This is a genomic window from Maritalea myrionectae (assembly GCF_003433515.1).
Taxonomy (GTDB): domain Bacteria; phylum Pseudomonadota; class Alphaproteobacteria; order Rhizobiales; family Devosiaceae; genus Maritalea; species Maritalea myrionectae.
The window spans coordinates 1242338-1255176 of record NZ_CP021330.1; the positions used below are offsets into that span (position 1 = coordinate 1242338).

14 protein-coding genes are annotated in these 12839 nt (G+C 52.5%); 11 read left to right on the forward strand and 3 right to left on the reverse strand.

Annotated features, from left to right (window positions below):
• Positions 1-16: 16 nt before the first annotated feature.
• Genes MXMO3_RS06025 through MXMO3_RS06035 form a run of 3 tightly spaced genes read left to right on the forward strand, consistent with a single transcriptional unit; the run spans position 17 to position 3359 of the window.
• Positions 17-400 (forward strand): response regulator transcription factor, encoded by a 384-nt coding sequence (locus MXMO3_RS06025; RefSeq protein WP_027834621.1) that lies wholly within the window; start codon positions 17-19, stop codon positions 398-400.
• Complete coding sequence (locus MXMO3_RS06030; RefSeq protein ID WP_205468088.1) at positions 400-648, forward strand: hypothetical protein; 249 nt, start codon at positions 400-402, stop codon at positions 646-648. Before MXMO3_RS06025 ends, MXMO3_RS06030 begins: the two co-directional genes overlap by 1 nt.
• Positions 645-3359 carry an ATP-binding protein gene (locus MXMO3_RS06035; protein WP_117395279.1) on the forward strand — a complete coding sequence of 905 codons (2715 nt, stop codon included), beginning with the start codon at positions 645-647 and terminating at the stop codon, positions 3357-3359. The genes MXMO3_RS06030 and MXMO3_RS06035 overlap by 4 nt, the downstream gene beginning before the upstream one ends.
• On the opposite strand, the gene MXMO3_RS06040 is transcribed toward MXMO3_RS06035, so the two are convergent.
• Positions 3356-4006 (reverse strand): YitT family protein, encoded by a 651-nt coding sequence (locus MXMO3_RS06040; RefSeq protein ID WP_117396730.1) that lies wholly within the window; start codon positions 4004-4006, stop codon positions 3356-3358. The genes MXMO3_RS06035 and MXMO3_RS06040 overlap by 4 nt on opposite strands.
• Positions 4007-4192: 186 nt before the next feature.
• Between MXMO3_RS06040 and MXMO3_RS06045 the strand changes: the two genes are divergently transcribed.
• From MXMO3_RS06045 to MXMO3_RS06055, 3 genes are all read left to right on the forward strand, one after another.
• A complete protein-coding gene (locus MXMO3_RS06045) occupies positions 4193-4798 on the forward strand; it encodes a TetR/AcrR family transcriptional regulator (RefSeq protein ID WP_027834619.1) in 606 nt (201 codons plus the stop codon).
• Positions 4799-4960: 162 nt separating this feature from the next.
• Positions 4961-5641, forward strand: a complete 681-nt coding sequence (locus MXMO3_RS06050; RefSeq protein WP_117395280.1) for a PspA/IM30 family protein — start codon at positions 4961-4963, stop codon at positions 5639-5641.
• 43 nt (positions 5642-5684) lie between these two features.
• The gene (locus tag MXMO3_RS06055) at positions 5685-5963 is read left to right on the forward strand and encodes a YiaA/YiaB family inner membrane protein (protein WP_027834617.1); all 279 of its coding nucleotides are present in this window, start codon (positions 5685-5687) and stop codon (positions 5961-5963) included.
• Positions 5964-6017: 54 nt separating this feature from the next.
• Here the strand turns inward: MXMO3_RS06055 and MXMO3_RS06060 are convergent, their stop codons facing one another.
• Positions 6018-6254, reverse strand: coding sequence for a DUF2798 domain-containing protein (locus MXMO3_RS06060; RefSeq protein ID WP_162889147.1), 237 nt, complete (start codon positions 6252-6254; stop codon positions 6018-6020).
• 89 nt (positions 6255-6343) lie between these two features.
• On the opposite strand from MXMO3_RS06060, the gene MXMO3_RS06065 reads away from it, so the two are divergent.
• Positions 6344-7252 carry a LysR family transcriptional regulator gene (locus MXMO3_RS06065; protein WP_117395282.1) on the forward strand — a complete coding sequence of 303 codons (909 nt, stop codon included), beginning with the start codon at positions 6344-6346 and terminating at the stop codon, positions 7250-7252.
• Between the two features lie 557 nt (positions 7253-7809).
• Positions 7810-8010 carry a hypothetical protein gene (locus MXMO3_RS06075; RefSeq protein ID WP_027834614.1) on the forward strand — a complete coding sequence of 67 codons (201 nt, stop codon included), beginning with the start codon at positions 7810-7812 and terminating at the stop codon, positions 8008-8010.
• 350 nt (positions 8011-8360) lie between these two features.
• On the opposite strand, the gene MXMO3_RS06080 is transcribed toward MXMO3_RS06075, so the two are convergent.
• The gene (locus MXMO3_RS06080) at positions 8361-9776 is read right to left on the reverse strand and encodes a helix-turn-helix domain-containing protein (protein WP_027834613.1); all 1416 of its coding nucleotides are present in this window, start codon (positions 9774-9776) and stop codon (positions 8361-8363) included.
• Positions 9777-10254: 478 nt separating this feature from the next.
• On the opposite strand from MXMO3_RS06080, the gene MXMO3_RS06090 reads away from it, so the two are divergent.
• Genes MXMO3_RS06090 through MXMO3_RS06100 form a run of 3 tightly spaced genes read left to right on the forward strand, consistent with a single transcriptional unit; the run spans position 10255 to position 12754 of the window.
• Positions 10255-11787 (forward strand): acyl-CoA carboxylase subunit beta, encoded by a 1533-nt coding sequence (locus MXMO3_RS06090; RefSeq protein WP_027834612.1) that lies wholly within the window; start codon positions 10255-10257, stop codon positions 11785-11787.
• A 20-nt stretch (positions 11788-11807) separates the two neighbouring features.
• Positions 11808-12359, forward strand: coding sequence for a hypothetical protein (locus MXMO3_RS06095; protein ID WP_117395285.1), 552 nt, complete (start codon positions 11808-11810; stop codon positions 12357-12359).
• On the forward strand, positions 12356-12754 hold the full coding sequence (locus tag MXMO3_RS06100) for a RidA family protein (RefSeq protein WP_027834610.1): 399 nt from the start codon (positions 12356-12358) through the stop codon (positions 12752-12754). The genes MXMO3_RS06095 and MXMO3_RS06100 overlap by 4 nt, the downstream gene beginning before the upstream one ends.
• Positions 12755-12839: the final 85 nt, after the last annotated feature.

Consider the following 12839-nt stretch of genomic DNA (forward strand, 5'->3'; position numbering starts at 1 on the left):
TGAGGAGGAGGAATTTGTGACTATTGATGTCCTGATTGTTGAGGACGAGCCCAGTATTCTGGACTCCCTTGACTTTATCCTGCGTCGTGCGGGGTGGTCGACGCAGGCCGCACAAGACGGTGAAGAGGCGTTGCGGGCGGTGCGCGAGATCAAGCCGCGCGTTGTCGTGCTCGATGTGATGTTGCCCAAAAAGTCTGGCTTTGAGGTGCTCAAGCTGCTGCGGCAAGACGAGCAAACGCTTCATCTGCCCGTACTGATGCTTACAGCGAAGGGGCAAGCGCAGGATCGACGCATTGCCGAAGAGTTGGGGGCAAACAGTTTTGTCACCAAGCCCTATGCCAATAGCGATGTGGTTGGGGCGGTCAAAGCCCTGATCGGCGACGAGCAAGGGTTGGATTGATGGCGAATCGGCGGCGCAGCGAAGGGTTTGGCTTTTTTCTGCCGATCTTGGGTGCGATATTGGTCATGCCGCCAATTGTGCACTTATTTGACCGGGGCGGCACGGTTTTTGGCTTGCCGATCATTTTTACCTATCTGTTTGGCGTTTGGCTTTTTTTGATTGTGGCCGCGTTTGCGTTGTCGCGCTTGCTGCCGCGGGTGGACCCCGAACAGCGCCCTGAACGATTGGAACGGGATCGCGAGTTATGATTGCGACCAATCTGATCATTCTGATTGCCCTTGGCTATGTGGTGCTCTTGTTTGCGCTGGCCTATTTCAGCGAGCGATGGGCAAAGGGTGAGGCGGGCAAGTTTTTGCGCTCGCCGCTTATCTACACGCTCGCCATTTCTGTTTATTGCACCAGTTGGACCTTTTACGGGGCGGTTGGGTCTGCCGCGCGCACAGGCTATGAGATTTTTACCATTTATCTTGGCCCTACGCTTGTGTTTGTGGGCTGGTGGTTTGGCCTGCGCAAATTGGTGCGGGTGGGGCGCACCCAGCGGATCACTTCGCTTGCCGATTTGATTTCGTCCCGCTTTGGCAAAAGCTCGCGGCTTGCGGTGTTGGTGACATTGATCGCCGTAATTGGCACCACGCCTTATATTGCGCTGCAGCTTAAGGCGATCACCTCCAGCCTCAATGTGATGACCTTGGGCGACAATGTGGATCAGCCCGGGTTGAATGTGGATGATGTGCGCCTTGCGTTGGGTGTTGCCGTGGCCATGGCGATTTTTACCATTCTGTTCGGCACGCGAAATGTGGATGCGAAAGAGCAGCATCACGGTGTGGTGGCCGCGATTGCGTTTGAGGCGATCATTAAGCTGATTGCGCTTTTGTCCATCGGCATCTTTGTGGTGTTTGGGCTGGGCGACGGGTTCCGTGATGTGTTTGCCCGCGCAGATGCGGCGCAAATCAATGCGTTTCAATATGGCGGGTTCAACGGCCGATGGGTGGCAATGACCATTTTATCGGCGGCGGCGATCATCTGTTTGCCGCGCCAGTTTCAAATCACGGTGGTCGAAAACTCCAACGAGAACCATTTGCGCACCGCCAGTTGGGCGTTCCCGCTCTATTTATTTGCCATGAGCATTTTCACATTGCCCATTGCGATTGTGGGCACAGCGATGCTGCCGCCGGGCAGTGATCCGGATATGTTCGTGCTGACATTGCCGCTTAATTTTGGGCAAGAGGGCTTGGCATTGTTCGCCTTTATTGGCGGGTTCTCCTCGGCGACGTCGATGATCATTATCGCCTCGATAGCGCTCTCGATCATGGTGTCTAACCATATTGTGGTGCCCATCGCGTTGCGCTTGCCTGGCCGCAGCGGTGAAGAGGATGGCGGCGGGGTGACGGATCTTTTGCTCACCAGTCGGCGCATTTCCATCTGTGTGATTTTGGGATTGGGCTTTTTGTATTTCTGGCTCACCAATGGGTCGGGTGCGCTGGCACGTATCGGTTTGATTTCGTTTGCCGGGGTTGCGCAAACATTGCCCGCGATTGTCGCGGCTTTGTTTTGGCGAGATGCCACAGCCAAGGGTGCAGGCGCAGGCCTATTCATCGGCTTTGTGGTGTGGGCCTATTCGATGTTTTTGCCCAGCTTTGAGGAATCCAGCGTCTGGGTGGCGCAGTGGGTGCAAAATGGACCCTATGGGATCGCGTTTTTGAAGCCGCAAGCTCTGTTCGGGTTAGAAGGGATGGATCCCTTGGTGCATTCGGTGTTTTGGAGTTTGTTTGCCAACACGATCGCCTTGATCCTTGTGTCTTTGTCCACTTCACAATCGGTGTTGGAGCGCATTCAAAGCGCGTTGTTTGTAGATGCGTTTCGTCGGATGCCAGGCATTGAAACAAGGTTTATGCGCACGTCAGCGGCCACAAATGATCTCTTCTTCGTGGCGCAGCGAGTGTTGGGGGCCGCGCGGGCCGGGGCTGTGTTTGACAGTTTTGCACGCGAGCAAGGGCGCAGTCGAACCAGTTTGGAGCCAACCCCAGAGTTTATCGCCTTACTGGAAAAGGAGTTGGCGGGGTCCATTGGTGCGGCGTCGGCACACGTGATGATTTCGCAAGTGGTGTCTGGCGAAAGCATATCGCTGCAAGAAGTGATGAAAATCGCCGATGAAACCCAGCAGGTCATCGAATATTCGCAGCAATTGGAGCAAAAGTCTGAAGAGTTGCGGCTAACGGCTGAAAAGCTACAGGATGCCAATGCCAAATTGCGGGAGCTTGACCAGCAGAAGGACGAGTTTTTATCACAAGTGAGCCATGAAGTGCGCACCCCGATGACCTCGATCCGTTCATTTTCAGAAATATTGCTGGAGCCGGAAGAGCTGGACGCTGGTGAGCGGCAACGCTTCTTATCGACAATTCACACGGAAAGCCTGCGCTTGACCCAATTGTTGGATGAGATCTTAGATTTGAGTGCATTGGAGCGGGGCGAAAAGGTGTGGACCAACACGCCTGTTGATGTGGTGTCGGCGATGGACCGCGCCGTATCGGTATGTGAAAGCCTTGCCCGGCAAAAGAATATGAACATCAAGCGCCATAATGTGCCTGCTGAGGCGCTTGTGCTGGGGCACGCAGATCGTTTGGCGCAGGTGTTTATCAATCTGATCACCAATGCAATTAAATATAATGATGCTGACCGACCGTTTGTTGAAGTGCGGTTTAGCAAAACCGGCAAGCGGCTTTTGATTGATTTTCAAGATAATGGGCCGGGCATTGCTGCCAAAGACCGGCGGCGCGTGTTTGAAAAATTTGCCCGGGGGCAGCGCGGCGCGAGCAGCGGACAGACAGGGTCGGGTCTCGGTCTTGCCATCTCTTCACAAATTATTGCCCGCATGAAGGGCAAAATCGAGTTGGTCAAAGGCGAAGACGAGGGGGCCTGTTTCCGCGTGAGCCTGCCGCTCTATGAGGGCGAGGCCTAGTCTTTCGTTTTGCTCTGCGCAAAGAAGGCGCCGGAAAATCCAACATAGCGGCCGGGTCGGAAGTTGGTGGCGATCACCAGATTGAGTACCACTGCGCCCAGAATGGACAGCAAGACCTGCTGCCAGTTCAACACAAAGAATGAGCCGCAAAGAATGGCGGCGTCCACACCCATTTGCAAATAGCCTGCGCGAATGCCGTGACGGTCTTGCAAATAGACCGCCAAAATGTTCACGCCACCGAGGCCCGATTTGTGGCGAAACAGGATGAGCAAGCCCACGCCAATAATACCGCCGCCAATCACGCTGGCATAAACAGGGTGAAGCATATCAAAGCTGATCCATTGCGGGGTGAGTTGGGCAAATAGCGAAACCAGGGCCACGGACGCAAATGTCTTGATCGTGAAGGCGGGGCCGATGCGCACATAGGCAAACCAGTAAAAGGGCAGGTTGAGCGCAAAAAACAGAACACCAAATTCCAGGGGTGAAATATAGGAGAGCAGAAGCGCCAACCCGTTGATGCCGCCCGTGCCCAGCATGGCGGTCTTATACATATTGACGCCAAGGGCAATCAAAAGGGTGCCCAAAAGCACCGCTTGAATGTCTTCGTGCCATTTATGCTGAGGGTCTGTTTGTTGCGCTTTAGCCATTTTCTCGCCTTTGTCAGACAATGTGTGCACTAGCGCTATCGCTAAACATGGGAGTTGGCAAGAGCGACGCTTTGTCACTCTAGCGTGTTAAATCGATCAGTCTTTGTGGTAGTTCATGTGTAACTCGTCTTGTTTTGTTGCTGAGATTGGCGTAATTGAACGTTGTTCAGAAAAAGCGAGGGCATAATGGCCAGACGTGCAGATCACACAAAAGAAGAATTGGAAGCGCTGATTGTGTCAGCCGCGCGCCAACTTATCGTTGCTGATGGGGTGGATAAGCTGTCTGCGCGTCGCTTGTCGAAGGAGATCGGGTATGCGCCCGGCACGCTCTATCATCATTTTGATGACCTTGATGCAATTGTCACTGCGGTGAATGTCGGCACGTTGAACGGGCTGGCGTTGGCATTTTCTCAGGCACAAGAAGGGGAGCTCAGCGGGGACACTTTGCATCGCTATGCTGATGTTTTTTTGGACTATGTGCAAAGAAACAAGAACCTTTGGAATGCGCTGTTTGAGTTTCGACGCGCGCCGGGCACAGAAGTGCCCGAATGGTATGTCGCCAAAATCGATGGCCTTATACACATGCTGACAGCCTGTTTCGTGGCGGAACGTTCTGATTTGCCGGAAGAGCAGGCACAAGAAGCCAGTCGGTTGCTCTTTGCAAGTGTGCACAGCGTGTCGTCGCTCGAAAATTCCGGCAGGCTGCAGCTTATTATGAACCAGAACATCGCCGAAATTGCGCATAATTTGGTCGATATCCACCTGCAAGCCTATAAAAATCGAAAAAATTAGAATTTTTTTGGACTGAATAAGTCCCTGAATCTAAATATTAAATCTAGATGTAGGGCGTTTGGTTTGAATTTTTTTTGAACGGCGTTCAATTTTTATATTGAACGACGTTCAAAATTGTCTATATTGAAATTGTGAACGGTGTTCAAAATAAAGGAGGGCACGATGATAAATATGTTTTCGACCTTGATGAAAAGTTTTAGCGCGAAAGCGGAAGATCGAATTGTTGATGAATATGCAGTGGAGTTGATTGAACAAAAGGTGCGGGAGGCAGAGGCCGGACTGGCGGGTGCAAAGCGGACCTTGGCGTCTTTGATTATGCGACAACGCAGTGAGGAGAAAATCCTGAATTCCATTACGGTCCGCGCTCGTGATTTAGAAAAACGAGCAACCGCTGCATTGGACGCAGGTCGGGATGAGTTGGCGCAAGATGCGGCTGAAGCGATTGCAGATATCGAAAATGAGGCCACTGTCCGGCGCGCTACGATGGACGAGTTGGAGCGGCGTGTTTCTCGCACCAAAATGGCCGTTGAAAAGGCACATCGGCGCATCATTGATTTGAAGCAGGGCCTGATCACCGCGCGGGCGATTGATGCAGATCGGCGCACCCATAAATCATTGGATCGATCTTTGTCGAATGGCAGCGCCATTCATGAGGCCGAGGCTTTGATTGCACGGGTCACAAACTCAAGCGATCCGCTGGAGGAGAGCAATATTCTGGATGAAATCGACAGCAGTTTGAGCAAAGCCGATATTGGCGACCGAATGGCGCGGGCTGGATTTGGCGAAAAGTCCAAAATTGAGGCGACCGATGTGATCGCCAGATTGAAATCACAACAAAACTAAACCGAAAACCCGAAATTCTATTTTAAAACAAAGGAATAATCCCATGTACAATAATGATGAAAACGCAATCTATATTATGTTCAACGGTGCTTGTGTTGTTGGCGCTTTGGCCCTTTTGACCCTGTCGCTTTATTTGGCCCCTGTTGATCTCTCCACCAAGGGATATTGGGGAATGGGCGTGGTCTTGTTGATGGGCAGCTTGGTGAATTTGGTGAAATACCGCACAGACCAACGTCGCTCCAGCGAGACGATTGCGAAGCTTGAAACAGCGAAAAACGAAAAATTGCTGAAAGACTATGTCAGCAAGGAAGACGAAGTTTAATCGTCTTGAATATGAAGTTTGTCCCCGCGTTTCGGCGCGGGGACTTTTTGATTCCTAGCGTACTTTCTCTACAAAAATATTGGCCACAAGGTTGAAAAAGATCGCAGACCCGATCCCCAATGGCACCGCATAGGGCACCATCTGGCCGATGGCGCTGAAATAGGCGCTGCCAAAGTCGGCTTGGGGTGGCAGATTTTGCGACACCAGAATGGCGGGCAGGCTGGAGAGCATGACGATCATGATGCCGAGCCCAACAATGGGCTGGCGGAATTTTGCGGGAAGTTTGTTCATCTCAAAACCTTTTTTCTTGGTGATGCGGTGAATATATGTTTTCATTATTGCGATAAAAATAGCCAATATTGCAAAGTAAGTTTTCATAAATGAAATCAATGGATCTCAATGCTCTTTATAGTTTTTGCGAAATGGTGCGGGCGGGCAGCCTCACCAAGGCTGCGCAAAAGCTGGGGCTTTCGGCCCCCACCTTGTCGCGGCATTTGGCACAGTTGGAAGAGGAGGTCGGGCATAAATTGGTGCATCGTCACGCCAAGCAGTTCAAGCTGACGGTGGATGGCGAGCGTTATTACAACACGCTGAGCGACGACTTTTCGCAACTTCAGGAGCAGCTTTCCGCTTTGAATGACCGGGCGGATGTCCTGTCCGGCTCCATCCGCGTTTCATGCCCGGAGAGTATGGCGATCGACTATATGCATGGTTGGGCGCTGGAGTTTATGTCCCAACACCCGCAGGTGGATATTCAAATTAAGTTTGCCATTTCCGACCAGTATTTTGTCGAAGATCAGCTGGATTTATCCCTGGTCGTGGTGCCGCCCACCCAGCCCAGCCTGGTGCAGCGCAAATTGCTGGATACGCAAATGTGCGTCGCCGCAGCCCCCAGCTATCTGGCGGCAAAAGGCAGGCCTGAAGTGCCGGCGCAGCTGCAAGAGTTTGACTTGCTCACCTCTGACCCGCAAAAGGCATGGGCCTTTTTGCAGCAGGGCACCCGCTTTGAATTTTTCCCAACCCCGCGCTATAGCATCAATTCCATCCGCATGGTGGTCGATGCCGCCATTCGGGGGATGGGCATCATGTATGGCCCGCTGTTTTATATGCAGCAGCCCCTGCGCGAAGGGCGGCTTGAACAAATCCTGCCCGACTATGAAACAGAGATGCGCCATGTCTTTATGATCTATGCCGACCGACGCCTGATGCCCACTCGGGTGCGGGCGTTTAAATCGTTTCTTGAGGAGAAGGTCAGCGCGCTTGGCAGCGATGAGGGCTTTGTGCCTTAAGCTGGTTTGGTTGGTAGCGGTTTTCTCTTATAGTCCGGCGCATGAGCTACGCTGAAGCTTTGTCAAATACCGAGTTTGTGCCAACTTCTTTATTATGTAGTTTGGCATTAAGCATCTGGACCAACGCTGTGTGACAGGAAGTCGAATGAAGAAAAAGCAAGTAAATAGAATTCTGCTCGTATCTATTGTCTGTCTCTTGGCGGCTCTAATTATACGAACACAGTTTAACACGTGGATCGACTATGCAGCTGTGCCTCTATATTTCATATTCCTGATAATCTGGGTGTATTCGATGACGTTTTCAATTGGCTGTTACATTTTGAGTGCTGGATATCACCATGTTTTAAAGTACGACATACCTAAGCGAGATAGGATACTTGCGAATCCCTTGCTCTGCCTAATTCTTATAGAAGATTGGCATGATGAAGCTGAATAAGATTTTCATCAAATGCGACCTATTCCCCTAATCGCCCCTTATTGTGCTGCCTCTATGCTCAGCGGTGGACAATTGTCTTTTCCAAAAGGCAATCCATCATGCTGATCGAAGGAGACGCAGAATGAGTTCAATTTCAGCGGTGAGCCAACCCGCACAATATGTACGGTCTGAGCCGCCCGCCCCACCTGCGAAGGAAAAGGGCGAAGTGGAGCAGCTTGAGGCGAAAAAAACGGCATTCGATGAGTTTGCCGAAAAGAAAACCGACGAAACCAAAGCGCCACCTGCCGATGGCACGGGCCGCCTGGTCGATATACAAGCCTAAGATTTATTACTGGGCGAAACAGATGGCGCGGGATTTTCCCGCGCTTTTTGTTGTGTGGGAGATATATGCCTGCCGCCCATATCCGGACGCACTAAATCATCCAGAAGTCGACATTCTGTATAAAATACGGCGTTGGTTTGGGGCGGGTATCACTCAGAACGCGAAGCTATTCTCATCGTAAGTGCGAAAAGGCTTCAACCAATTGTAATTGCTGATAGTTTCCGCGTTTCCGAGGACCTTTATCCCTATAGTTAGTCTGCCAAAAATTCGTGTGATTTGCAACAGAAATCGCATGCGACATTCACAATAGTGCCATTTTAGGTTGTGCGTGAATTTCGATTAGCTGGGCGCTAGTTAATCTCATAGGGCACGACATTGCGGTCGTCTGGCGTAATGGAAATTTCGGCGGCGATCGGGGGCACGGACCGTTGGGTGCAGTTGCGGCGTTCGCAGGTGCGGCAGGAGACGCCGATGGGATCGAAGGCGGCCTCTTTGCCAATGTCCAGATCGTCCGAATAGACAAGTTGGCTGGCATGATCAATCTCGCAGCCCAGTGCATAGGCATAGCGGCGCGTGGGTTGGCGGAAACCGCCGGCGCGTTTTTCGCTGGCCCAGGCAAGGCATAAATAACGTTTGCCATCCGGCGTTTCGGCGCGTTGGCGGATGATCCGCTGTGGCGATTCAAAGGCGCGGTGCACATTCCAAAGCGGACAGGCGCCGCCGAACCGCGCAAATTGCAATGCCGTTGCCGAGTGGCGCTTGGTGATGGTGCCTGCCTGATCCACCCGCGCAAAGAAGAATGGGATGCCGCGCAATTGCGGGCGCTGCAGAGTGGAAAGGCGGTGGGCGACTTGCTCGAGGCTGGCGCCAAAGCGTTGAGCCATGATTTCAATATCGTAGCGGACGGCTTGCGCCTCTTTCAAAAACTGCTGATAGGGCATCAGCAGCGCCCCGGCATAATAGTTGGCCAACCCAATGCGGCAGATGGCGCGGGCCTCGTCGCGCTTGAAATTGGCATCGGCCAAGATCTGATTGATCAGCGAGGTTTGTTCCAGCAGGGCCAGCTGGTTGGCGAGTTGGAAAAACTGAGTGGATTTCTCCAGCGTGGTGTTGAGGCGGATCACGCGCCGCGTCCGGTCAAACTGCCGGATCATGTCGCGTTTGTTGGGGATCACAAACTCAACCGTAAGGTCGTGGGCACGCTGGCAATAATCCACCAGCCGCTCCAGCTTGTCATAACCATTCAGGCCCAGTTCAATGGCTAAATCTTCGGCCGCCCGGTCCAGCGGATCGATATAATTGTCGGCATAGTGGAAGAAATCGCGCACTTCTTCATAGGAGGTTTGCAGATTGCCCGCCTGTTCGCGCATCAGGACATCGTCAACGCCCGCCATGCGCTCATTGGATTTTCGATAGGCTTCATAGAGCCGCATAAAGGCGTGGGCGGTTTGTGGCGTGTTGGTGGCGAGGGACTTCATTTCCTGCAGGCCGGGCGGGTTATCGGCAAAAAGCGGGTCGGCAAAAATCTCCTTCAGGTCAATGATCATCCGGTCTGATTTGTCGGCCAAAAGGCTGGTGACATCGACATTGAATGTTTCGGCCAGCGCCAGCATGATCGCTGCGGTGACGGGGCGTTGGTTGTTTTCGAGCTGGTTGACGTAAGAGGTGGAAATGTCCAGCCGTGCCGCGAATTCGGCTTGGGTCAGCTTGTGTTGCTCCCGCAGGGCTCTCAGCTTTACGCCTGCAAATATTTTGCGTTGTGCCATCATGTCCCTTTCTTGTCGCCACCGGTCACTGCACTCCCGTCCCCGGCATCCTCGGCTCTTTTTTCGCGCCGCCGTCGTTCGCTTTGCTCACTACCCCGGCACCCCCGCCGATTGGTGCCATGCGGTGGCTTTTTGTATGCCGCCAACCGGCCTTTCTCGTCATTGTCGGGCCAGCCGCGCGGCGTGAGCGCGAAACAGAGCCCGACAATCCAGGCAGGAGTGGCCAAGGCGCAAAACGCCTACGATTTCACTGCCGACTTTCACCCTGGATTCGCGCCTGCGCGGGAATGACGACGCGGCGAATGGCATGGCCACACCCACCTTTTCATCAGAATTACACAAATTACACAAGTTTACAATTTACAATGTTAAAAGAGTGTTCCTGTTTACACTTATAGGCCTTTAAACTTCTGCCTGCTTTGCTAGGGTCGGTCCATCGCGATTTAATTCATTTTTGTCTATCTCTTTGGGGGCGCACATGCAGGAAATCATCGAGCAGCTTGAACAAAAGCGCGCAGGCGCACGCCTTGGCGGCGGCCAGCGCCGCATTGATACCCAGCACGGCAAAGGCAAATTGACCGCGCGGGAACGGCTTTCTGTGTTGCTCGATCCCGGCAGCTTTGAAGAATATGACATGTTTGTCACCCATCGCTGCACCGATTTTGGCATGGAAGAAAATATTGTGCCGGGTGATGGCGTGGTGACCGGGTGGGGCACTATTAATGGGCGGCTCACCTATGTGTTTTCACAGGATTTCACCGTGTTTGGCGGCTCCTTGTCCGAAACCCATGCGCAAAAGATTTGCAAGATCATGGAATTGGCAGTGCAAAATGGTGCCCCGGTGATCGGACTGAACGATAGTGGCGGCGCGCGTATTCAGGAAGGTGTGGCTTCCCTCGGTGGGTATGCCGACGTGTTCTTGCGCAATGTGATGGCCTCCGGTGCCGTGCCGCAAATCTCTGTGATTATGGGGCCCTGTGCGGGCGGCGCAGTTTACTCTCCGGCGATGACCGACTTCATCTATATGGTGAAGGACACAAGCTATATGTTTGTGACGGGGCCGGACGTGGTGAAAACCGTGACCAACGAAACGGTGACGCAAGAAGAATTGGGTGGGGCGAGCACGCACACAAAGATTTCCTCCGTGGCCGACGCGGCCTTCGACAATGATGTTGAGACGTTGTTGGAGGTCCGTCGACTATTTGATTATCTGCCGTTGAATGCGCAGGAAAAAGCGCCAAAGGTGGATGTGAATGATGTGGTGGATCGGCCAGAAATGAGCCTTGATACCATCATTCCTGATAGCCCCAACGTGCCATATGATATGAAAGAAGTGATCCACAAAATCGCTGATGAAGGCGAGTTTTTGGAGCTTCAAAAGGACCATGCGGGCAACATCGTTACGGGCTTTGTGCGCATTAACGGCCAGTCTGTGGGCGTGGTGGCCAACCAGCCTTTGGTCCTGGCCGGGTGTCTCGACATTAACTCGGCGAAAAAAGCGGCCCGCTTTGTGCGCTTTTGCGATAGCTTCAATATTCCGATCCTCACCCTGGTTGATGTGCCCGGCTTTTTGCCCGGCACCGCACAGGAATATGGCGGCATCATCAAGCATGGCGCGAAATTGCTGTTCGCTTATGCGGAGGCGACCGTGCCCAAAGTCACCGTCATCACCCGCAAAGCCTATGGCGGCGCTTATGACGTGATGGCCTCCAAGCATATCCGCGCGGATGTGAACTATGCCTGGCCCACTGCGGAAATCGCCGTGATGGGTGCCAAGGGTGCAACCGAGATTCTTTATCGCTCCGAGTTGGGCGACGCAGAAAAAATCGCCAAACGCACCAAAGATTATGAAGACCGTTTCGCCAACCCGTTCGTGGCAGCCGAGCGCGGCTTTATCGACGATGTGATCATGCCCCACAACACCCGCCGCCGCGTGGCACGGGCGTTTGAAACCCTGAAGAATAAACAACAGTCGATGCCGATCAAGAAGCACGACAATATTCCGCTGTAGTAAGATGGGAATTATAAATAATGGGTGGCAATGAAGCTATAGGTTTTTCAACGTTTGATCCTCTTTACCATGACGAAACAGCTAAGCTCATCAGTGAAGCACTTGAGACCAAGGACGCAATCGGACGAATACTGCGCATTCATTTGGCAGTTGAGATGCGGTTGCAGCAACTTGTCAAAAAAGTATCGGGACAAGACGCAACTAGGTTGCAGTTCTCAACTTTGATATTAGCCGTTCGCTGTATGAGCGTTGACCCCAAAATATGCGATCTTGCAAAACGCCTGAATGAGTTGCGAAACAAATTCGCACATACGCCTGATGCGACGTTGGAAAGTACAAAGACAGTTGCTGAGGATATCGTCAGACGGAACTCGGATTTGTTGCCAAACTTTGATGCTGTTGAAGTCAACCTTGGAAATTCAAAACCGAGAGCTTTTGCAAAACTTGAGCTATATGACCAAGTGGTAGTTGTAGCGGCGATCTTAGCTTCTCATTTCCACGGAATGGCGCAACGCGGTAACTTTGTTGCGCCTAACGTTAGTATTCCTAGAAACACGAGGAACACCAGATGACTGATCCACTATTTCACATGATTTCTGACGGACCGCGTCCGGTGGCACCGTTTTCACATGCCACCGAAGCCAATGGGTGGGTGTTTGTCACAGGACAAATGCCAACATTTCCGGATGCGCCGGATGCGCCTTTGCCGGAGGGGATTGAGGCGCAGACTGTTCGGGTGATGGAGAACCTCAAGATTGTTTTGGGGGGCATCGATATGGGGCTGGAGCATGTCATGATGGCGCGGTGCTATCTCACCGATTTTTATCGGGACTATGCCCAGTTCAACGAGACTTATCAGAGCTTTTTCCCCAAGGATCGTCGCCCGGCGCGCACGACCATCGGGGTTACCGGACTGGCGCTGCATGCGCTGGTGGAAATTGATTTTATCTGCAAGCGGCCCGATTGATTTATTTACCCCTTGTCATCCTCGGGCTTGACCCGAGGATCCAGTGGGAATGGCCAAAGCTAGATGGATTGTCGGATGAATTTTG